The sequence below is a fragment of the Streptomyces luteogriseus genome (genome assembly GCF_014205055.1).
Taxonomy (GTDB): Bacteria; Actinomycetota; Actinomycetes; order Streptomycetales; family Streptomycetaceae; genus Streptomyces; species Streptomyces luteogriseus.
This window is the reverse complement of the sequence record NZ_JACHMS010000001.1, coordinates 5,270,902-5,292,229: the sequence shown is the minus strand read 5'-3', so window position 1 is coordinate 5,292,229 and position 21,328 is coordinate 5,270,902. Positions and strand designations below refer to the sequence as shown.

The following is a 21,328-nucleotide window of genomic DNA, read 5'->3' as shown; positions in this document are numbered from 1 at the left end:
CCGCCCGGTCTCGGTAGACACCCCCCGAACGAGCACCCCGAGAACAGGCGCCCCGGGCCGGAGCCGGCCCGGGGCGCCTGTCACGCCGTACGTGCTGTGCCTACGAGTGCGTGCGCAGCAGCGTCCTCATCGTGCGCATCGCCACCGACAGGTTGGCGAGGTCGAACGAGTCGGAGCTCTGGATGTCCTCCAGGGTGGTGCGGGCCCGGCCCAGGATCGCCGCATTCTTCTGCTCCCACGCCTTGAAGCGCTGCTCGGGCGTCGAGGTGCCGTTGCCCACCGCCAGAACGTCCGCCGTCAGCGCCGCGTGCGCCGCGTACAGGTCCTCGCGGATCGCCGCGCGGGCCATGGACTGCCAGCGGTCGGCGCGGGGCAGCTCGATGATCCGGTCCATGAGCTGGGTGATGCGCAGCCGGTCGGCGAGGTCGTAGTAGACCTCGGCGACGTCCAGCGGCTCCCGGCCCATGCGGTCGGCGATCGAGACGATGTCCAGCGTCGGGAAGGCCGAGGAGAAGCCCGCCACCCGGGTGGCCAGTTCGGCCGGGACACCGGCGCCCGTCAGCTCGTCGTAGATCTTCTGGTACCACTCCAGGTCGGCGCCTCGCAGCAGCTTCGGCAGCTCACCCCAGACCTGCTCGACGCGTTCGGCGAAGAAGTCGACCGTCCCGGCGAGCTCCAGCGGCTGCGGCCGGTTGTTGAGCAGCCAGCGCGTGCCGCGCTCCACCAGGCGGCGCGCGTGCAGCCGGATGCGGGTCTGGACCTCGGCCTCGACCTTGTTGTCGAGCGCCTCGACCCCGTCCCACACCGGGGACTGGCGGAAGATCGCCCGGGCCGCGGTCTGCGCCCGCACGATCTCCTCCAGCGACGCGCCGGTCTCCTCGCGCAGCCGGTGCAGATACGTCGTACCGCCCGTGTTCACCGTGTCGTTGACCAGCACGGTCGTGGTGATCTCACGGCGCAGCGGGTGGCTGACGAGGTGCTCGGGGAACTGCTCGCGCAGCTCGGTCGGGAAGTACGCGTGCAGCAGGGTGCTCAGGTACGGGTCGTCCGGCAGCGAGGTGTGCAGCAGCTCCTCGGCGACCGTGATCTTCGTGTACGCCAGCAGCACGGCCGTCTCCGGGCCGGTCAGGCCGTGCCCCTGGGCGAGCCGCTCGCGGATCTGCCGGTCGGTGGGCAGGAACTCCAGCGCCCGGTCGAGGTGACCCTCCCTGACCAGGTGCTTCATGAAGCGCTGCTGGGCATGGAGCATGGCGCTGGACTGGGCGAGGGCGTTGGCGATCGCCGTGTTCTGCGCGTAGTTGTTGCGCAGCACCAGGCGGCCGACCTCGTCGGTCATCTCGGCGAGCAGCTTGTTGCGCTGCTTGACGGTCATGTCGCCGTCCCGGACCAGGCCGTTGAGGAGGATCTTGATGTTCACCTCGTGGTCGGAGGTGTCCACACCGGCGCTGTTGTCGATGGCGTCGGTGTTGATCCGGCCGCCGTGCAGCGCGAACTCGATCCGGCCGAGCTGGGTCAGGCCGAGGTTGCCGCCCTCGCCGACGACGGCGACGCGCAGGTCCTTGCCGTCGACCCGGATGGCGTCGTTGGCCTTGTCGCCGACGTCCGCGTTGGACTCGGTGGAGGACTTGACGTACGTGCCGATGCCGCCGTTCCACAGCAGGTCCACCGGTGCGTGCAGGATCGCCTTCATCAGGTCGGCCGGGGTCAGCTTGGTGACCTTGGCCTCGATGCCGAGGGCCTCGCGGATGTGCGCGTTGACCGGGATCGCCTTGGCCGTGCGCGGGAAGATGCCGCCGCCGGCCGACAGCAGCTCCGTGTTGTAGTCCTCCCAGCTGGAGCGGGGCAGCTCGAACAGGCGGCGGCGCTCGGCGTAGGAGGTGGCGGCGTCCGGGTTCGGGTCGATGAAGATGTGCCGGTGGTCGAAGGCGGCCACCAGGCGGATGTGCTCGGAGAGCAGCATGCCGTTGCCGAACACGTCACCGGACATGTCGCCGATGCCGACGACCGTGAAGTCCTCGGTCTGGCAGTCCACGCCCATGTCGCGGAAGTGCCGCTTGACGGACTCCCAGGCACCGCGGGCGGTGATGCCCATGCCCTTGTGGTCGTAGCCGGCGGAGCCGCCGGAGGCGAAGGCGTCACCGAGCCAGAAGTTGTAGTTCTCGGCGACCCCGTTGGCGATGTCGGAGAAGGTCGCGGTGCCCTTGTCGGCGGCGACGACGAGGTAGGTGTCGTCCTCGTCGTGCCGGACGACGTCCGCCGGGGGCACGACCTCGCCGGCGACCATGTTGTCGGTGATGTCGAGCAGCGCCGAGATGAACGTCTTGTAGCTGGCGACACCTTCGGCGAGCCACGCGTCCCGGTCCACGGACGGGTCGGGCAGCTGCTTGGCGACGAACCCGCCCTTGGCGCCGACCGGCACGATGACGGTGTTCTTCACCATCTGCGCCTTGACCAGGCCGAGGATCTCGGTGCGGAAGTCCTCACGCCGGTCGGACCAGCGCAGGCCACCACGTGCGACCTTGCCGAAGCGCAGGTGCACACCCTCGACACGCGGCGAGTACACCCAGATCTCGAACGCCGGGCGGGGCGCCGGCAGGTCGGGGATGGCCTGCGGGTCGAACTTCATGGAGACGTAGTCGTGCGGCCTGCCGCCCGCGGCCTCCTGGAAGAAGTTGGTCCGCAGCGTCGCCTTGATGACCGTCAGGAAGGACCTGAGGATCCGGTCCTCGTCGAGCGAGGCCACCTGGTCGAGGGCCGCGTCGACCTCCTCCAGCAGCGCGTCCACGATCTCGTACCCCGCGCGCTGCCGGTCGGGCGACATCCGCGCCTCGAACAGGGAGACGAGCAGGCGGGTGGTGTGGACGTTGTTGCGGAGGGTGTCCTCCATGTAGTCCTGGCTGAACGTCGACGCCGCCTGGCGCAGGTACTTGGCGTACGCGCGCAGCACCACGGCCTGGCGCCAGGTCAGCCCGGCGCTCAGGACGAGGGCGTTGAAGCCGTCGTTCTCGGCCTTGCCGGTCCAGGTGGCGGCGAAGGCGTCCTGGAAGCGCTCGCGGGCATCGTCGCCGAAGTGGTCCCCGCCGCCGTTCGCGCGGGGCATGCGCAGACCGAAGTCGTAGATCCAGGCCACGCTGCGGTCCGAGCAGCGCAGTTCGTACGGCCGCTCGTCGACGACCTCGACACCGAGCCGGTTGAGGACCGGCAGGACGGCCGAGAGGGAGATCGCGTCGCCCGTGCGGTAGATCTTGAAGCGGCGCTCCTCGGGGGCGGCGCCCACCGGCTCGTACAGGCTGAGCGCGAAGTCCTCGCCCTCCTCGGCGTTGAGCTGCTCGAGGTGGACGAGGTCGGCTACCGCGGCCCGCGGGTTGTGGTCGGCCTTGTAGCCCTCGGGGAAGGCGTGCGCGTACCGGCGCATCGCCTCGGCCGCGTGCTCCTCGCCGAGCTCGGCGTTGAGCGCCTCGGCGAAGGCGTCCTCCCAGGAGCGGGCGGCCTCCACCAGCCGGGCCTCGATGCGCTCCTTGTCGGAGTCGGACAGCTCCGGCAGTTCGGTGCCCTGCGGGACGCGCACCACGAAGTGCAGCCGGGACAGGATCGACTCGGTGTTCCAGGCCGTGAAGTCGACGCTGATGCCGCCCAGTTCCTCCTTGAGGATCTCGATGATCCTGAGGCGTACGGCCGTGGTGTAGCGGTCGCGCGGGAGGTAGACGAGGGCGGAGTAGTAGCGCCCGTACTCGTCCTGGCGCAGGTAGAGCCTGAGGCGCCTGCGCTCCTGGAGGTAGAGGACGGAGGTGACGATGGCCCGCAGCTCGTCGGCCGGGGTCTGGAAGAGCTCGTCGCGCGGGTACGTCTCCAGGATCTGCGTCAGGTCGCGGCCGTCGTGGCTGTTGGGCGAGAACCCGGCGCTCTCCAGGACCTCCTCGACCTTGCGCCGGATGACCGGGACCCGGCGCACGGACTCGGTGTAGGCGGCGGAGGAGAACAGCCCGAGGAAGCGGCGCTCTCCGATGACGTTGCCGTCGGCGTCGAACTTCTTGACGCCGATGTAGTCCAGGTACGACGGCCGGTGCACGGTCGCCCGGCTGTTCGCCTTGGTCAGCACGAGCAGCTTGTGCTCGCGCGCCTTGGCCCGGGCGTCGGCGGGCAGCCGCTCGAACGACGGGCTGACCGGGTGGCTCTCCTCATCGGCGTGCTGCGGGTCCGCGCGCAGTATGCCGAGCCCGGTGCCGGGCACGGCGGCCAGCGAGTCGTCGTCGCGCAGCTGGTACTCGCGGTAGCCGAGGAAGGTGAAGTGGTCGTCGGCGAGCCAGCGCAGCAGCTCGCGGGCCTCCTCGACCTGAGGTCCGGGCAGGTCGGCGGGGATGGACTCGTCCGGCAGCCCCTCCGCCAGCCGGATCGCCGCCTCGCGCATCTTGCCCCAGTCCTCGACGGCCTCACGGGCGTCGGACAGCACACGCAGCAGGTCGGCGGTGATCTGCTTCAGATCGGCCCGGTCGGTCTCGCGGTCCATCTCGACGTGGATCCAGGACTCGACGTGCGCGTCGTGCGGAAGGTCGCCGGTGGCCGGGGTCGACAGCACCTCGATGAGCTTGCCGGTGACGTCGCGCCGCACGACGAACTGGGGGTGGATGACGACGTGGATCCCACGCCCCTGACGCGTCAGCTCATTGGTGACGGAGTCGACGAGGAAGGGCATGTCGTCGGTGACGACCTCGACCACGGAGTGGCTGCAGGTCCACCCGTTCTCTTCCACCGTCGGGGTGTGCACCCGCACGTTCGCGGTGCCCTGCGGGCGGTTCTCGGCCAGCCGGTAGTGCGATACGGCAGCTCCGAAGACATCGACCGGGTCGCGGTCGGTGAGGTCCTCCGGGGCCGTGTGCAGGTAGTAGCGCTGGAGGAACGTGAGGAGGGTCTCTCGGTCCGGGGCCTTCTGGGCGTCTGGGGTCTCCTCGCCCGTCGACCCGGTCGGTAGGTGCCCCCCGACCGGGCTGTTCTCAGCTACCCGGGCGGCCCTCTCGAGCAACTCGGCCTTGGCTTCGTCCAGCTTGGTCTGCATTGTCCTCTGGCTCCTGTCGCGCGCCGTTGCGTGACGTAGAAGGAAGTACGGCCTCTGCGCTTACGACCTCACGTCGTGACACGGGGTATCCGGTCTGTTCCGACGCTATGCCGCAAGGCGAGATGAGCGGGGGTGTCTGAGCCATTCTTGAGCTGCTCCACCGGTGTGACGCTGCTCTCTGCGACGCCCGGATCCTGGTGATGCTCGGGGTCCCGGGAGTCCTCGATGCCACGTCCCGCCCGCGAAGACCAGCGACCGCCGCCCGGTCACGGATGTCGTCCGTGCTCTCCGGGCGCAGGGCAGGGACGACGACGTCCCCGCGAACTATCGCGCTGATCACGCCACCAAGGCTATCGCTCCTTGCAGGGGCTCCGTCATGAGCCGTATGTGTACAAAACCAGCCCTGGAAGTTTGACGTTCTGCACAGTGTCGCTACGGGTTTCGATCAGGTGCGCCCCTCAGGCCGCGAGCCGCTCCGCCTCGGCAACCGCTTCCTCAAGCGTGTCCACGACAGGAACACCGACGGTTTCCAGACTCACCCGGCTGTGTGAGCCGCCGGTGTACAGCACGGCCCGGGCCCCCACGTGCAGCGCGGCCACCGCGTCGTCCGCCGCGTCCCCGATCACCACGGTCCGCTCCGGCGCCACGTCGCTCAGCGACGCCAGGTGCCGCACCATGTGCTCGGCCTTGCTGCCCCCCGACGGCCCGGTCCGCCCGTCGACCCGTATGAAGTGGGGCTCGATGCCGAACCCGCGCACCAGCGGAACCAGCTCCTCGTGCACGTACATGCTCAGGATCGACTGGCTGCGCCCCGCCGAGCGCCACCCGGCCAGCAGCTCCACGGCCCCCGTCGTCAGCCCGCACGCCGTCCGGTGCTCGGCGTAGTAGCGGTGGAAGATGTCGTCCATGGCCTCCCACTCGGCCTCGGTCGGCAGCCGCCCCATCAGCCGCTCGTAGAACTTCGGCACCGGTACGCAGTACAGCTCCCGGTACTTCTCCAGCGTCAGCGGCTCCAGCCCCAGCTCGGCGAAGGCCGCGTTCGTCGCCCCGATGATCGCGTCGATGTCGTGGAACAGCGTCCCGTTCCAGTCCCAGACGATGTGCGCGCCCGTCTTCATCCCCATGCCCAAAAACGTACCCGGCTCCACTGACAATCAAGAGAACGGCGCCTCAACGCGCCCCCCGCGGCCGGTTCAGACCCCGCGTCCCACCAGGTTCGCGATCTCCTGTGTGGCGAACCACAGCAGCTCGTGGTCCTCCGCCCCGTCCACGACGGACTGCGCGTCGTCGTCCCCGCGATCCGCCGCCGGCAGGGCCTCGGCGGCCGCCGTCACCCGGGCCTGCGCGTCCGCCGCGTCGACGTGCACGGACGCGGCCTTGCCCAACGGCACCGGACCCGCGACCCGCACCTCTCCCGGCTCCGCAGGGTCGAGCACCTGGCCGGGATCCGCGGTCGCGGCCCGGTCGGCCACGTCGACGGCGATCACGACCCGGCGCCGCGGGGCCGCAGGCTCGGCCGCCAGCAGACGCAGCGAGGCCAGGGCGGCCCGGCCGAGCGCCGCGTACTCCAGTTCCTCGATGTCGTCGGAGGCGTACCACTCGCGCAGCCCGGGCGTCACGGCGTAGGCGACGAACGCATCGGCTCCCAGCTGACCCGTCTTGTACGCCTCGGCGAGACCGGGGAGGGTCAGGGGCACGTAGACACGCATGGCTGGCCGCTTTCGTGGTCGTGGTCGGAGGGCCCCGGAGAGCTCCGGAGGACCTTCAGGATACGTGCGGGGCGTCCCCTTTCGAGTCCCGCCCCGGGACGCCGGACGCGTCCACTTCGCGCCCGGAATTCACCCGGCACACCCCCGCACCTACGGGCCCCATCCCTCCGATATCACCCGGATAGGTGAACATTCCGGCGCCCGCGACGCGGCCCCCCGCTCGCTTGCCGCGGTCCCCATCGGCCCCGTACAAGATCAGCGACCCGAAGTTACTCCCCGGTATCCACCGGGCCCACGAAACGGGGACCCCCATGCACAAGGTCATGACCAGGACCCGGCACCGCCCGACCACCCACCCCCCGACCCGCCGCACCACCCAAGCCCCCACCACGCCCCCGTCGCCCCACCCGCCCGCGAGCACCACGCCCCGCGCATCCACCGACACCACACCCGACCCCGGCGGCACCACCTCAGCCCGTCCGGTGAGCACCACATCCCACACGTCCGCGAACACCACCCCCAGCAGCGCAGCGCCCCGCCGACCTGCGAGTACCGCGTCCGGCACCCCCGGCAGCGCGACACCCCGCACCCCGGACGGCGCAGCACCCCAACCGGCTGCGAGCACCACACCCCGCGCCCCCGGCAACACAGCACCCCGCCCACTCGCGAGCACCCCATCCGGCGCTCTCGGCGGCACCGCACCCGACGCCCCGAGCCACAGCACTCCACACGCTCCCGCGAGCACCCCACGCCGCACCCCGGCGAACGCCGCACCACCCACGCCCGCCGGCACCGGACCCGCACTCCCCACCCCCGTCGGCTCCGGACCCGCACCGTTCGTCGCCGCCGCCGGCGCCGCGCCCCCGCGTTCCCCCGGCAGCGGGCGTTCCCGGCCTCCGGCTGCGGGCGGCCGTCCACCGGCCTCCGGCCGCGCCAGGGCCTCTCGTACCCGTCCCGCGGACACTCGCCCGCCGTCCCTCTCCGCGACCCGCACAGCCGCCCGCAGGGCCGCGGGAACAACCACCCACCCGGCGCCGCGCACGGACGCCACCGCCGCGGCCTCCGCCTCCACCGAAGCCGCTTCGCGCGTCCCACCCCAAGGGACCCGGCACACGGCGATCCCCCAGCCCCTGCCGACCGACCTCTTCGCCGACCTCCTCGTCGCCGTCCTGAGCGGCCACCGCCCCGTCCACTCGATGCTCCGCCACACCCGCGGCCGCGCCTACGACGAACTGGCGTGGCTGGCCGAACGCGGCCCCCTGCGCACCCGCGGCGCCCGCCCCGTCGTCCGCGACATCGGCTACTACGAACCCCGCCCGGGCGCCATCGAGGCCTTCGCACGCATCGGCGCCGGCGATCGGCTGCGCGCCATGGCCTTCCGTCTGGAACTCGGCCAGGACCTCCGCTGGCGCTGCACGGCGGTGGAGCTCGGCCCCCGCCCGCCCCGCCCCGAGTCCGACTGAGCCGCGCAAAGCGGAGGGGCCGGACACCCTCAGGTGTCCGGCCCCTCGAGCCGCTACGGCGCCTCGGCAACCGTCACTTCTTGCGGCGACCCCGGCCCCGCGACTGCTTGCGCCGCTCCGCGCGCGTCAGGCCGTCGGCCTCGGAGCGCACCGGCTCGCCGTCCTCGGTGAAGTCGCCCTCGATCGTGCCGCCCTCGCCGTCGACCGTCGGCGCGGAGAAGTGCAGGTTGCGCCGCTGCGGGACGTCGAGTCCCTTGGCACGGATCTCCGGGCGGGAGCCCGCCTGCGCCGGCACCGCGTCCTGCTTCTCGAGGTCGGCCACCGGCTTGGTGTCCTCGACCGGGACCTCCTCGACCTGCTGCTCGACCTGGACCTCCAGGTTGAACAGGTAGCCGACGGACTCCTCCTTGATGCCCTCCATCATGGCGGTGAACATGTCGAAGCCCTCGCGCTGGTACTCGACCAGCGGGTCCTTCTGCGCCATGGCGCGCAGGCCGATGCCCTCCTGGAGGTAGTCCATCTCGTAGAGGTGCTCGCGCCACTTGCGGTCCAGGACCGACAGCACGACCCGGCGCTCCAGCTCACGCATGATCTCGGAGCCGAGCTGCGTCTCACGCGCCTGGTACTGGTCGTGGATGTCGTCCTTGATGGAGTCGCCGATGAACTCGGCCGTCAGCCCGGCCCGGTCGCCGGCCGCCTCCTCCAGCTCCTCGATCGAGACGTTGCACGGGTAGAGCTGCTTGAAGGCGCCCCACAGCCGGTCGAGGTCCCAGTCCTCGGGGAAGCCCTCGGCGGTCTCGGCCTGGACGTAGGCGTCGATGGTGTCGTCCATGAAGTGCTGCACCTGCTCGTGCAGGTCCTCGCCCTCCAGGACGCGGCGCCGCTCGCCGTAGATGACCTCGCGCTGGCGGTTGAGGACCTCGTCGTACTTCAGGACGTTCTTGCGCGTCTCGAAGTTCTGCTGCTCGACCTGCGACTGGGCGGAGGCGATCGCGCGCGTGACCATCTTGTTCTCGATCGGCACGTCGTCCGGGACGTTCGCCATCGACATCACACGCTCGACCATCTGGGCCTTGAACAGCCGCATCAGGTCGTCACCGAGGGAAAGGTAGAACCGGGACTCGCCCGGGTCGCCCTGCCGGCCGGAACGACCGCGCAGCTGGTTGTCGATGCGCCGCGACTCGTGCCGCTCGGTGCCCAGCACGTAGAGCCCGCCGAGCTTCTCGACCTCGTCCTTCTCGTTCTGGACGGCCTTCTCGGCGCGCTTGAGCGCCTCGGGCAGGGCGTGCGCCCACTCCTCGATGTGCTCCTCGGGGTCGAGGCCGCGCTGGCGCAGCTCCGCCTCGGCGAGGTCCTCGGGGTTGCCGCCGAGCTTGATGTCCGTACCACGGCCGGCCATGTTGGTGGCCACGGTGACGGCACCCTTGCGGCCGGCCTGGGCGACGATCGTCGCCTCCCGGTCGTGCTGCTTGGCGTTCAGCACCTCGTGCTGAATGCCGCGCTTGCTGAGCTGCTGCGAGAGGTACTCGGACTTCTCGACGGAGGTCGTGCCGACGAGGATCGGCTGGCCCTTGCGGTGCTTCTCCTCGATGTCGTCGACGACCGCCTCGAACTTGGCGACCTCGGTCCGGTAGATCAGGTCCGACTGGTCCTTGCGGACCATCGGCCGGTTCGTCGGGATGGGCACCACGCCGAGCTTGTAGATCTGGTGGAACTCGGCGGCCTCGGTCATGGCCGTACCGGTCATGCCGCAGAGGCCGGGCTGTTCCTTCTCGTTGTGGTCGTGGCGCTTGTAGAGGCGGAAGAAGTTCTGGAGGGTGATCGTGGCGAGCGTCTGGTTCTCGTCCTTGATCGGCACCGCTTCCTTGGCCTCGATCGCCTGGTGCATGCCCTCGTTGTAGCGGCGGCCCGCGAGGATACGTCCGGTGTGCTCGTCGACGATCATGACCTCGTCGTCGATGATGACGTAGTCCTTGTCCTTCTTGAAGAGCTCCTTGGCCTTGATGGCGTTGTTCAGGTAGCCCACCAGCGGGGTGTTCACCGACTCGTAGAGGTTGTCGATGCCCAGCCAGTCCTCGACCTTGGCGACACCGGACTCGTGGATGGCGACCGTGCGCTTCTTCTCGTCGACGTCGTAGTCGCCGGTCTCCTCGAGGCCCTTGAGCGGCTGGCCGGCCTCGCCCCGCTTGAGGCGCTTGACCAGCTTGGCGAAGTCCCCGTACCACTTGGTGGCCTGGTCGGCCGGACCGGAGATGATCAGCGGCGTACGGGCCTCGTCGATGAGGATGGAGTCGACCTCGTCGACGATGGCGAAGTTGTGGCCGCGCTGGACGAGCTCGTCCTGGGACCACGCCATGTTGTCGCGCAGGTAGTCGAAGCCGAACTCGTTGTTCGTGCCGTACGTGATGTCGCAGGCGTACTGCTCACGGCGCTGAGCCGGCGTCATGTTGGCGAGGATGCAGCCGACCTCGAGGCCCAGGAACCGGTGGACGCGGCCCATCATCTCGGAGTCACGCTCGGCCAGGTAGTCGTTGACCGTGATGATGTGGACACCCTTGCCGGACAGGGCGTTCAAATACGCCGGCAGGGTGCCGACGAGGGTCTTGCCCTCACCGGTCTTCATCTCGGCCACGTAACCCATGTGCAGGGCCGCGCCACCCATCATCTGCACGTCGTAGTGACGCTGGCCGAGGACGCGCTTGGCGGCCTCGCGGACGGTGGCGAAAGCCTCGGGCAGCAGGTCGTCCAGGGTCTCGCCGTCGGCGTAGCGCTGCTTGTACTCATCCGTGAGGGCGCGCAGCTCGGCGTCGGAGAGGTCGACGAAGTCCTCTTCGATGGAGTTGACCTGGTCCGCGATGCGGTGCAGCTTGCGCAGGATCTTGCCTTCGCCTGCACGCATGATCTTCGAGAGGACGGACACGGGGGTTGGTCTCCTTGCCGGTCGGGCCTGGGACGGTCGGTTACCACTTGACTTACTGAGCAACGGCCATCGTATGCGAGGACCCCACCGCGCCGGGAGGGCCTGCCGTGACGGCGACCGTCCGCTGCTTCAATTCTGATTCACGTCTGCTTCAAAGGGGACAACGTGCGGCCCCCTCGGATAGTGCCGCACCTCTCCACCGAATTGCACAACGCGTGACCACCACTTCACCGACGGCAAACATCTGGCATCGCGAACGGCCTCCGAGCAGAATCGGCCGATGGACCCCGTCACCCTCACCACGGACCGTCTCCTGCTGCGCACCGTCGACCCCCGGGACACCGACGCGGTGTACGACGCCTGCCAGGACCCCGACATCCGGCGCTGGACCACGATCCCCTCGCCCTACCTGCGCGAGCACGCCCGAAGCTTCACGGAGCAACTGGCGCCTGACGGCTGGGCGGACGGCTCCATGTTCACCTTCGGCTTCTTCCCGCGCTCCGGGGAGCTGGCGGGCATGCTCGGCATCACCATGCGCGCCCTGGGCATGGGCGAGATCGGTTTCTGGGCCGCGAAGGAGCACCGTGCCAACGGCTACGTCACCGAGGCCGCCCTCGCCGTATGCCGCTGGTCCTTCACCCACGCCGCGCTGGACCGCGTCGAGTGGCGCGCGGAGGTCGGCAACCGGGCTTCCCGCGCGGTGGCGGAACGGGCGGGCTTCACGATCGAGGGCACGCTGCGCTCCGCGACGAACAACAAGGGGGTACGCCGGGACACCTGGGTGGGCTCCCTGCTCCCCTCGGACTTGGGCCTCCCGTCGACGGCGCCGTACCTGCCGGCGCCCTGACCGCCCGGCCGCCCGGACGGACTCGCAGGTCACGCCTCGTTGTCAGTCCCACCCCCTACTCTGCGGCCATGACCACCCCGCGCCCCATCGCAGACCTCACCGCCGACGAGGCCCGCAGAATCGCGCTCCGCGCCCAAGGCTTCCTCGGCGCGCCCGACCGCCGCTCCGGCGTCCGTGGCATCCTCCGCCACCTGGGCGCGATACAGCTCGACACCATCTCGGTCCTGGCCCGCTCCCACGAACTCGTGCCGTACGCCCGCCTGGGCGCGGTGGGCCGCAAGACGGTCGAGGACGCCTACTGGCAGGACACGCACTCCTTCGAGTACTGGTCCCACGCCGCCTGCATCCTCCCCATCGAGGAGTGGCCCCACTTCGCCTTCCGCCGCCGCGCCTACCGCAACCGCCCGCACTGGAACCACGAGCTCCCCGATGGCGTATACGACCAGGTCATCAAGCAGCTCCGCTCCGAAGGCCCCCTCACCGCCACGGAGTTGGGCGGCGCGAAGAGGACGAGCGACTGGTGGGACTGGTCCGGCTCCAAGGTCGCCGTCGAACGCGCCCTGATGTACGGCGAGGTGGTCTGCGTGGAGCGCCGCGGCTGGAAGCGCCTCTACGACCTCGCCGAGCGCGCCGTCCCGGAGGAGCTGCTGCACGACGATCTGGACGACACCGAGTGTCTGCGCCGCCTGGTCGGCCTGGCGGGCCGTTCCCTCGGGGTCGGCACCCGGGCGGACATCGCCGACTACCACCGGCTCAAGGGCGAGCAGGTCGACGCGGTGATCGCGGACTCGGGTCTGGTCCCGGTCTCGGTCGAGGGCTGGGGCAAGCCGGCCTGGGCCGACCCCGCGGCCCTTGAGGCGCCGCCGCGCGGCCGCCACCGCACCACCCTCCTGTCCCCCTTCGACTCCCTGATCTGGGAGCGGGCGCGCACGGAGCGGATCTTCGGCTTCACACACCGGCTCGAGGCCTACGTACCCAAACAGAAGCGCGTGCACGGCTACTTCGCGATGCCGGTGCTGGCCGGCGGGCGTCTCGTCGGCCGCGTGGACCCGGCCCGCGAGGGCCGCACGCTGGTGGCCAAGCAAGTCACGCTCGACGGCTCGAAGGCCGTGCCGGCGGTCGCCCAGGCCCTGGCGGAAGCGGCGACCTGGGTGGACTGCACGAACGTCCGCGTGGAGCGGGTCGACGCACCCGACCTGCGCGAGCCCTTGGCGAAGGAGCTCGCCCGCCTTCTCGGCTGAGACCGTGGGCCCCGACCGAGACCGTGGTCCCTGCCCCAGACCGTGGGCTTGGGTCCGGGCCGGGCCCTAGCGGATCTCGAGGATCTTCTCCCGCATCGCGTACACCACCGCTTCCATCCTGGAGTGCAGCTGCAGCTTCTCCAGGATGTTGCGGACGTGGTTCTTCACGGTGTTCTCGGAGATGAACAACTCCTTGGCGATGTCACGGTTGTTCATTCCCGTGGCGACCAGTTTGAGGACTTCGAGTTCGCGGTCGGTCAGGCGCGGCGCGGGCACCAGTCGGCGTTCGTCCGTGCGCTGGATCATCGACTTGAACTCGGTGAGGAGTTTCGACGCCATGGACGGGCTGATCTGCGACTGTCCGTCGGCCACCGCGCGAATGGCGGTCGCCACCTCGTCCGTGGAGATCTCCTTGAGGAGATAACCGGTCGCACCCGCCTTGATGGCGTCGTAGAGATCGGCTTCCTCGTCGCTGATCGTCAGCATGATGATCTTGGCGCTGGGTGCCACCTCCTTGATGGAGGTACACGCCTCGATCCCGCCCCGCTTGGGCATCCGCACGTCCATCAGGACGATGTCGGGCAGCAGGTCGGCGGCCTTCTCGACGGCCTCGGCGCCGTCGCCCGCCTCCCCGACGACCTGGATGTCCTCCTCGGCCGCGAGCACGATCTCCAGGCCACGGCGGAACAGGGCGTGGTCGTCCACCACGAGGACTCTGATCGGTTCCTTGCGTGGAGTCCCCGAGTCCGGGCCCATGCCGACGACGCCGTCGCCGGCACCCTCGTCACGCATCGGTCCGAAGCTGTCCGCCATCGTTCCTCCCCCTGAAGGCTGTGGCCTGAGGTCCTGAGCCATCGCCAACCCAGAGCAACGACCCACCGGTTGGGCCGTGGCCACCATGATTTCATGCCCGGACGGCGCCGGGGTGCCGGAGCGGGGCGCGAAATGGTCGCACGGGGGTGCCCCTGGGGGCGCACACGCGCTCCAGGGGCACCTGTTCCGCTGTCACCCGGCATGGTCAGCCGCCGAGCGCACCGCCCGCGTCCGGGGAGTGCGCCTGGGTGACCATCGTGTCCGTACTGAGGTGGATCACGCCGTAGTCGTAGGCGTGCCGTCGGTAGACGACACTCGGTTCCTTGGTCTCGGAGTCGACGAACAGGTAGAAGTCGTGCCCGACCAGTTCCATCTCGTAGAGAGCCTGGTCGAGGGTCATGGGTGCTGCGACGTGGGTCTTCTCGCGGACGACGATGGGGCCGTCACCCTGCACTTCCAGCGAGCCGATCTTCTTCGTGGGTACGGCCTCGGGCTCCTCCTCGGGAGCCGGCACGAGGCCGTTGCCGTTGAGTGTCGCCACGCCCGGGACGTGGTCGGCGACCTCGGCGGCCGGGATCCGGCGCGCGCCACGACGCGAGTACCGCTTGTCGTGCTGCCTGCGCAGCCGGGCTTCCAGCTTCTCCGCCGCCAGGTCGAGCGCCGCGTACGGATCGCTCGCCGCTGCCTCCGCCCGGATCACCGGACCGCGGGAGCGGAGCGTGATCTCCACTCGGTCGCAGCGGTCGGCCTGCCGAGGGTTGGGCTCCTTGGACACCTCGACGTCGAGGCTGATCACCTTGCCATCGAGCTTCTGGATCTTCTCCAGCTTCAGCTTCTCGGCCACGTGCTTCCGGAACCGCTCGGGCACCTCGGTCTTGCGGCCCTTGACGACGATGTCCACGCAGAACTCCGTTCCCGGATCGCTCCGCTTCGGTGCGGAGCGTCTCCCTTTTGCACCAGGCTCCGGTGAGTCCCGGAACCTCGGACTCGGTGACTTCCACCTCCTCCCCCGTGAGCGAGATCTCCACTCCACCGTCGCGAGTGATGAAGGAAAAACCCGCAGCACGGCATTCGGATTTGAGAGGTGTGGCCTGCGGCTTTCCCTCTCAACCGAACATATCTCGCCCGGACGGATGTCGTCACCCTCTACTGCGGCGTACCTCCGTTCAGGTGAAAAGGCCCTCTCGTTACCTGCAACGACACAAGATCTCAGTCAGTTCCGGTTTATTTCGAAAGAGTCCGGTGATGCCGCGACCACTGCCGCGCACACCACGTCGAAGACTCCGCCGGCGTCGACCGCGCCCGCGTTCACCTGCCGGGCGGGCCGTCGGCCCGTCCTCTCTCGCCTTGATCCGACGTTCTGTTCCTCTCTGCCTTCCCACGTCCCTCCCCCGTACACAACCGAAGTCCTCGCAGCGTTCGGAATCGGCCCCGACGCCCCGGACGGGACCCCGGTCGCGGACGAGGCCGCCCGTACGGCTCGCGCGGCCTCCGCCAGGGAGGCACCCGTGGTCATGACGTCGTCGACGAGGACGACCGGTCCCCCGGCGAGCAGTCGCGCCCCGGCGGGGGCCACCGCCAGCGCACCGGCGAGATTGTCCAGCCGCTGCCGGGAGTTGAGCCCCGACTGGTCGGCCACGGCCCGCCGCTGCCGCAGCACGCCGACCACCCGCGCCGGAACTCCCCTCCGCCGCAACTCACCCGCCGCCGCGAGCGCGATCCGACGCGCCGGATCATGCCCCCGGGCCCGCACGGAGCGCCGCCCGGACGGCACCGGCACGAGCAGTACAGGAGCCCTGCCGCCCCGAGGCCACGCCATCCCGGCACCCGCCGAAGCCGATGCACGCCGGAGCCCCGCCCGCACAGCCCCCGCCAGCGCCACCCCGAGCGGCCCGGCGAGCGCCAGGGCACCGCGCTCCTTGTGGGCCAGCAGCATCGCCCGGGCCTCGTCCGCGTACCGGGCGGCCGCGTGCACCACGGGCAGCCCGGGCGGCTCCGGCACCGGCCGCACCTGGTGCACCGCCGCTCCGCACAGCACCGCACGGCACCGCGCGCACAGCACCGTACGAGGCACTCCACAGCCTCCGCACTCGCCCGGCAGCACCAGGTCGGTGAGGTCCTGCCACCAGCGCCGCATGACTTCCACTGTGCCGACACGGGCCCGACTCGGCCACCCCTGTGGACAACCGGCCTGTGGACAACCAGCTGCCCCGTCATCAGCGCGTCCCCCACACGAGTGACCCTCGCAGGAGACACAGGCAGGAGACACGGAGACACAGCAGCAGCCCCGCGCGCACCCCCGGAACGCCGAGGGCCACCCCTCCCGAGTCGAACTCGGCAGGAGCGGCCGCCCGTACCCGGCACGCCCCGGCCCGCCTGCCACCGGGGCGCCCACACCTCACCCCGGATAGACCGGCGCCGTCCCCTCCGTCACCTTCTGCCACTGCTCGCCCGACGGCAGGCGGACGATGCCGTCCACCGAGTACGCCACCAGCGGCAGCTGGTCGTCCTCGGCGGCCGTGACCTCCTTGACGCCCGTCAGGGCCGCGGGCGCCGGCACGTCCGGCGTGGAGCCGTCGACCTGGACGTATCGCATCTGCTCGACGCCCCCGTGCTCGCGCCCGACCACCACGAGCCGGCTGTCCCCGGCCCACGACATGGTGGTGACCTGCTCCAGCTCCGGTGTCGCGGAACGCAGTTCGACCACGCTGACGGCCGGCTTCCCGCCCTCCTTGCCGTCCCGCTCGATCAGCCCGATGAGCAGGGTCTTCTTGCCGCCCTTCTCCACGACGAGCGCGATGCGCACCCCGTCGGCGGCCACCCGCACGGACTGGATCCGTCCGTCCAGGTGCGGCATCCGCACCTCCACCGGATCACCCTTGCCCTCCTCGAAGAGGAGCAGCCGGGGATGGTCGGGGTCGCGGTCGGCCACCCACAGGCCGTCGTCAGAGTCCCAGCTGGGGGTCGTCAGGCGGTCCTTCTCGGCCCGGCCCCGGCTGCGCAGCAGCGGCTCGCCCAGCGAACCGCCCGAGACCAGCGACCCCACGTACAGCGACCTGCCGTCGAGGCTGACACCGGCCGCGGTGTGCTCGTCACGCGACACGGCCGCCGACCGCAGCGCCGTGTCGCCCTCGCCGAGCGCCCCCGGCGCCGCGTCCGGGTCGGTACCGCTGTTGCCCGTGGGGATCCGTACGAGCCGATGCTTGCCGTCCACGAAGTACAGGTAGTCGGGGTGCCGCGCCGAGCTCCGGAAGGCGGCCGCGTCCGCCGCGCCCCGCGTGAGCGAGCACAGCTCCGACCCGCCGGCCCGCAGGCCGACCTCGTCCACGGCGGGGCTGAGGTTGCGCAGGGTGAACAGGATCTGGGCGGCCATCTCCTGGCACCGGTTGGTGCCGACGCCCGCCGCCCTGTGGTTGAGCGGGACCGTCAGCTTGTTCCGGTCGTCGGGCGTCAGCGCGCCGGCGTCCTTCGCCAGCGCCGTGCCGGTGGGGAAGCTCGACCTGACCACGGGTCCGAGCCATCGCGTGGGCCCGTTGAGCAGCGAGTTCACCATCTGCGTCATGGGGTCCACGCGCCGGCGCACATAAACGGGGTCGGCGACCGCGGTGGGCTGGGACGTCGACCCGGCCGCGTCGGTGTTCGAGGCGAAGTAGTACTTGCTGACGGACATGTAGTTGCGCAGGAAGTCCGACTCACCGATGACGACACCCTGCGGCAGCGCGTCGATCCGCCACTGCCGCTTGCTGTCCTGCGTCAGGTGCACGCTCCTGCCGTACACCCCTGTCGCGGGCGCGTAGGCCTGCTGCGCGTCGACGGTGGCGACCTTGGTGCCGGTCAGCATGTACGAGATCTCGCCGCTGTCCTCCCCGCCGCCGCCCGCCTCCGGTTTGGCGCCGGGTCCGTCGGTCAGCACCGTGGCGGACGCCTCGGGCCGCCACGCCTTCGCGGCTTCGCCGGTCAGGTACTGGCGCGCGGTCTTGTAGTGCGGATCGTCGCTGGTCAGCGCCTCCAGGAAGCCCTGCACGATCTCCGAGGGCGGCGCGTCCTCCCCCGGCGGCACGGCGAAGACCCGCACCTGGGTCTCCTGGCGCGGGGTGGAATCAACGCCCCGCAGATCCCCGCTGTCCGGCATCGAGGCGCAGCCCGCCAGCACCAGGACGCCACCGGCGGCGTACGCCATCACGCGCGCGGGCCTGCGCCGGCCGCGCCCCTCGCGGTCAGCGCCCACGAGATGCCTCCCCTTGCCTGTCCACGTCTCCCGGCCCGGTCGCCCGGCCGCCCCCGCTGTCCTCGTCCCGCGGCCCGTTCACCACCGGATCCCGTCCGGCCCGGCGACCGTCGCCCTCGTCGCGCCCGGGCCCCTCCTGGCCGCTCCCGCCCCGGTCGGGGTCCGGCCGCCCGGCCTCCGCCGACGCGTCCTGCCGCCGTGTGCCCGAGGCGGGCCTGGGCACCACACGCGAACCGTTGCCGGGCAGCGCCGTCGGGTCCGCGGTGGGGGCGACACGCGGCGGTATCGGGTCCCGCTTCGCCCCCTGCGGCACCGGTCCGCTCACCGGCTGTGCCGGCACGGTCGCCCGCTTCTCGCCGTCCCCGCCGCACGGCAGCCCGGCGTCGTCGAGGCCCCGGTTCCGCCGTGAGTCCTTGGGCTCCAGCGGTATCGGAGAGCCCCGCAGCGGCTCGTCGGCGGTCCTGGGCAGCGTCAGCCGGAACTGGGAGCCTCCGCCCGGCTCGCCCCACGCCTGGAGCCAGCCGCCGTGCAGCCGCGCGTCCTCCAGGGCGATGGACAGCCCCAGGCCCGTACCGCCCGTGGTACGCGCGCGTGCCGGATCGGCCCGCCAGAAGCGGCTGAACACACGGGTCGCCTCGCCCGGCTTGAGCCCGACCCCGTAGTCCCGCACCGCCACGGCGACCGCACCGCCCGCCGCGGCGAGCTTGACGACCACGTCCTTGCCCTCGCCGTGCTCGACGGCGTTGACGACGAGGTTGCGCAGCACACGCTCCACGCGCCGGGCGTCGGCCTCCGCGACCACGGGCTGCTGGTCGCCCAGGATCCTGATCTGCGTGCCCTTGCGCTCCGCGAGCGGCTCGGCCCCGCTGACCACCCGCCGTACGACGTCCCTGAGGTCTATCGGCTCCGCCTCCAGCGCCGCGGCACCGGCGTCGAACCGGCTGATCTCCAGCAGGTCCGCGAGCAGCGACTCGAACCGGTCCAGCTGGTCGGCGAGCAGCTCCGCCGACCGCGCGGTCACCGGGTCGAAGTCCACACGCGCCTCATGGATGACGTCCGCGGCCATCCGTACGGTCGTCAGCGGCGTACGCAGCTCGTGCGACACGTCCGACACGAACCGGCGCTGCATCCGCGACAGGTCCTCCAGCTGGCTGATCTTCAGCTGGAGGTTCTGCGCCATCTTGTTGAAGGCTTCACCGAGCCGCGCGATGTCGTCCTCACCGGTGACCTTCATACGTTCCTGAAGCCGCCCGGCCGACAGCCGCTCCGCGATTCCCGCCGCCATCCGCACCGGCGTGACGACCTGCCGCACGACGAGCCAGGCGATGGCCCCGAGCAGGACCACGACGAACAGCCCGGCCGTCGCCAGCGTGCCCTTCACCAGGCTCAGCGACTTCTCCTCCTGGGTGAGCGGGAAGAGGTAGTAGAGCTGGTAAGGATCGCCGTTGGGGTCGTTGACCTGCTGCCCGATGATCAGGCCCGGCTGGGAGTCCTTGGTCGGGTTGTTGTACGTGATGCGGGTGTAGCTCTGCGCGGCCGTCGTACTGCTGCCGATCCGCTCGCGCAGGTCGGCGGGGACGCTCCTGCTCCAGTCCACCTCGCCGGAGGCACGCTGCCCGCGGCCGCCCCCGGCGTCGGCGGACGCCGGGAGCGTCACCACGTCGAAGGCCCCCTGGCCGCCGCTGGACAGCGAGGAGACGAGGTCGCTCATCCATGGTGTGACGTTCTGCGCGGGGCGCCCGTCCGTGGCGGCGGCGTCGTCGCCGGTGCCGCTCGCCGCCTCGTCTGCCCGCTGCTTGGCCACCGCGAAACCGCCCGTGGCCTGGCTCTGGGACGCCTTCACCTTGGCGTCCAGCAGGCCGTTGCGCACCTGACCGATGACGACGAAGCCCAGCAGCAGCACCACGCCCAGCGACATCAGCAGCGTCGTGACGACGACCTTGAGCTGGATGTTGCGCCGCCACAGCCGCATGACGGGCAGCAGCGGCCGGCGCACCCACCGCATGAACAGGCGGATGACCGGGCTGCCCTGGACCCCGCCCCGCAGCAACCCGCTCTCCAGGAACCGCGCCCAGCGGGTGCCGGACTCCTTCCGTCCGACAGGCCGCTCCGGGCGGGCCCCGGACCGACCGGGCGCCGAAGCGGCACTGTCGCCGGACATGTCAGCTCGGCCCTGCCTTGTACCCGACACCACGGACGGTCACCACGATCTCCGGCTTCTCCGGGTCCTTCTCGACCTTGGAGCGCAGCCGCTGCACATGGACGTTGACCAGCCGCGTGTCCGCCGCGTGCCGGTATCCCCAGACCTGCTCCAGCAGCACCTCGCGCGTGAACACCTGCCACGGCTTGCGCGCGAGTGCGACCAGCAGGTCGAACTCCAGCGGCGTCAGCGCGATCGACTGCCCGTCCCGCTTCACGGAGTGCCCCGCCACGTCGATGACCAGGTCACCGATGGCGAGCTGCTCCGGAGCGGGCTCCTCCGACCTGCGGAGCCGTGCCCGGATCCGGGCCACCAGCTCCTTCGGCTTGAACGGCTTCACGATGTAGTCGTCAGCGCCCGATTCCAGGCCCACGACGATGTCGACCGTGTCGCTCTTCGCCGTCAGCATCACGATCGGCACACCCGACTCCGCCCTGATCAGGCGGCACACCTCGATGCCGTCCCGGCCGGGCAGCATCAGGTCGAGGAGCACCAGATCGGGCTTGGCCTCACGGAACGCGGCCAGCGCCTTGTCACCGTCGGCCACGAACGACGGCTCGAAACCCTCACCACGCAGCACAATGCCGAGCATCTCGGCCAGTGCGGTGTCGTCGTCGACGACAAGGACTCGTCCCTTCATAAACGACATCATCCCATTCTCATAACGGTGGCGAAGGCAGTGGTGAGGTAGGTCACCGGCCAGTGACCATAGTCGCAGCAAGCGCTACTGTCTGCCCTCGCCCGCCCGCCGATGATCTCGCCGCGGGCCCCGGCGGCCCCGTCCCCGGGCCCCGGAAGGGCGGCGCAAGGGCCCAGGACCGAGCAAGGCCGAGGAGAGCAGGCGAACGAGGGTG

13 protein-coding genes are annotated in these 21,328 nt (G+C 70.7%); 3 read left to right on the top strand and 10 right to left on the bottom strand.

All coding sequences use genetic code 11. The annotated features are described in order from the left end of the window. Positions 1-100 precede the first annotated feature (100 nt). The 3 genes from BJ965_RS23480 to BJ965_RS23470 form a co-directional block, all read right to left on the bottom strand. Entirely contained in the window at positions 101-5,053 is a 4,953-nt protein-coding gene (locus tag BJ965_RS23480; RefSeq protein WP_184910478.1) for an NAD-glutamate dehydrogenase, read from the bottom strand. Positions 5,054-5,511: 458 nt separating this feature from the next. Continuing rightward, positions 5,512-6,177, bottom strand: a complete 666-nt coding sequence (locus BJ965_RS23475) for an HAD family hydrolase (protein ID WP_184910476.1) — start codon at positions 6,175-6,177, stop codon at positions 5,512-5,514. Between the two features lie 69 nt (positions 6,178-6,246). After that, the gene (locus tag BJ965_RS23470; protein WP_184910474.1) at positions 6,247-6,762 is read right to left on the bottom strand and encodes a DUF6912 family protein; all 516 of its coding nucleotides are present in this window, start codon (positions 6,760-6,762) and stop codon (positions 6,247-6,249) included. A 1,196-nt stretch (positions 6,763-7,958) separates the two neighbouring features. Here BJ965_RS23470 and BJ965_RS40460 point away from each other — a divergent pair. Then, positions 7,959-8,225: an Rv3235 family protein gene (locus BJ965_RS40460; RefSeq protein ID WP_030837609.1), complete on the top strand. Its 267-nt coding sequence runs from the start codon at positions 7,959-7,961 to the stop codon at positions 8,223-8,225. Positions 8,226-8,298: 73 nt separating this feature from the next. On the opposite strand, the gene secA is transcribed toward BJ965_RS40460, so the two are convergent. Next, positions 8,299-11,145 carry a preprotein translocase subunit SecA gene (gene secA / locus BJ965_RS23460; RefSeq protein WP_184910472.1) on the bottom strand — a complete coding sequence of 949 codons (2,847 nt, stop codon included), beginning with the start codon at positions 11,143-11,145 and terminating at the stop codon, positions 8,299-8,301. A 280-nt stretch (positions 11,146-11,425) separates the two neighbouring features. Here secA and BJ965_RS23455 point away from each other — a divergent pair, with 280 nt between their 5' ends. Then, a complete protein-coding gene (locus BJ965_RS23455) occupies positions 11,426-11,992 on the top strand; it encodes a GNAT family N-acetyltransferase (protein WP_184910470.1) in 567 nt (188 codons plus the stop codon). 68 nt (positions 11,993-12,060) lie between these two features. Continuing rightward, positions 12,061-13,233, top strand: a complete 1,173-nt coding sequence (locus BJ965_RS23450) for a winged helix-turn-helix domain-containing protein (RefSeq protein ID WP_184910468.1) — start codon at positions 12,061-12,063, stop codon at positions 13,231-13,233. Between the two features lie 66 nt (positions 13,234-13,299). Here the strand turns inward: BJ965_RS23450 and BJ965_RS23445 are convergent, their stop codons facing one another. The 6 genes from BJ965_RS23445 to mtrA all read right to left on the bottom strand — a co-directional run bounded on the left by BJ965_RS23445 (position 13,300) and on the right by mtrA (position 21,126). After that, positions 13,300-14,046 carry a response regulator gene (locus BJ965_RS23445; protein ID WP_030837600.1) on the bottom strand — a complete coding sequence of 249 codons (747 nt, stop codon included), beginning with the start codon at positions 14,044-14,046 and terminating at the stop codon, positions 13,300-13,302. A 205-nt stretch (positions 14,047-14,251) separates the two neighbouring features. Beyond that, entirely contained in the window at positions 14,252-14,947 is a 696-nt protein-coding gene (hpf, locus tag BJ965_RS23440; RefSeq protein WP_030837593.1) for a ribosome hibernation-promoting factor, HPF/YfiA family, read from the bottom strand. A 312-nt stretch (positions 14,948-15,259) separates the two neighbouring features. Continuing rightward, positions 15,260-16,183: a ComF family protein gene (locus BJ965_RS23435; RefSeq protein ID WP_184910466.1), complete on the bottom strand. Its 924-nt coding sequence runs from the start codon at positions 16,181-16,183 to the stop codon at positions 15,260-15,262. A 261-nt stretch (positions 16,184-16,444) separates the two neighbouring features. Then, a complete protein-coding gene (locus BJ965_RS23430; protein ID WP_184910464.1) occupies positions 16,445-18,274 on the bottom strand; it encodes an LpqB family beta-propeller domain-containing protein in 1,830 nt (609 codons plus the stop codon). Next, positions 18,264-20,435 (bottom strand): MtrAB system histidine kinase MtrB, encoded by a 2,172-nt coding sequence (gene mtrB / locus BJ965_RS23425; protein WP_246545961.1) that lies wholly within the window; start codon positions 20,433-20,435, stop codon positions 18,264-18,266. The genes BJ965_RS23430 and mtrB overlap by 11 nt, the downstream gene beginning before the upstream one ends. 1 nt (position 20,436) lies before the next feature. Then, positions 20,437-21,126 carry a two-component system response regulator MtrA gene (mtrA, locus tag BJ965_RS23420; RefSeq protein ID WP_221513203.1) on the bottom strand — a complete coding sequence of 230 codons (690 nt, stop codon included), beginning with the start codon at positions 21,124-21,126 and terminating at the stop codon, positions 20,437-20,439. Positions 21,127-21,328 lie beyond the last annotated feature (202 nt).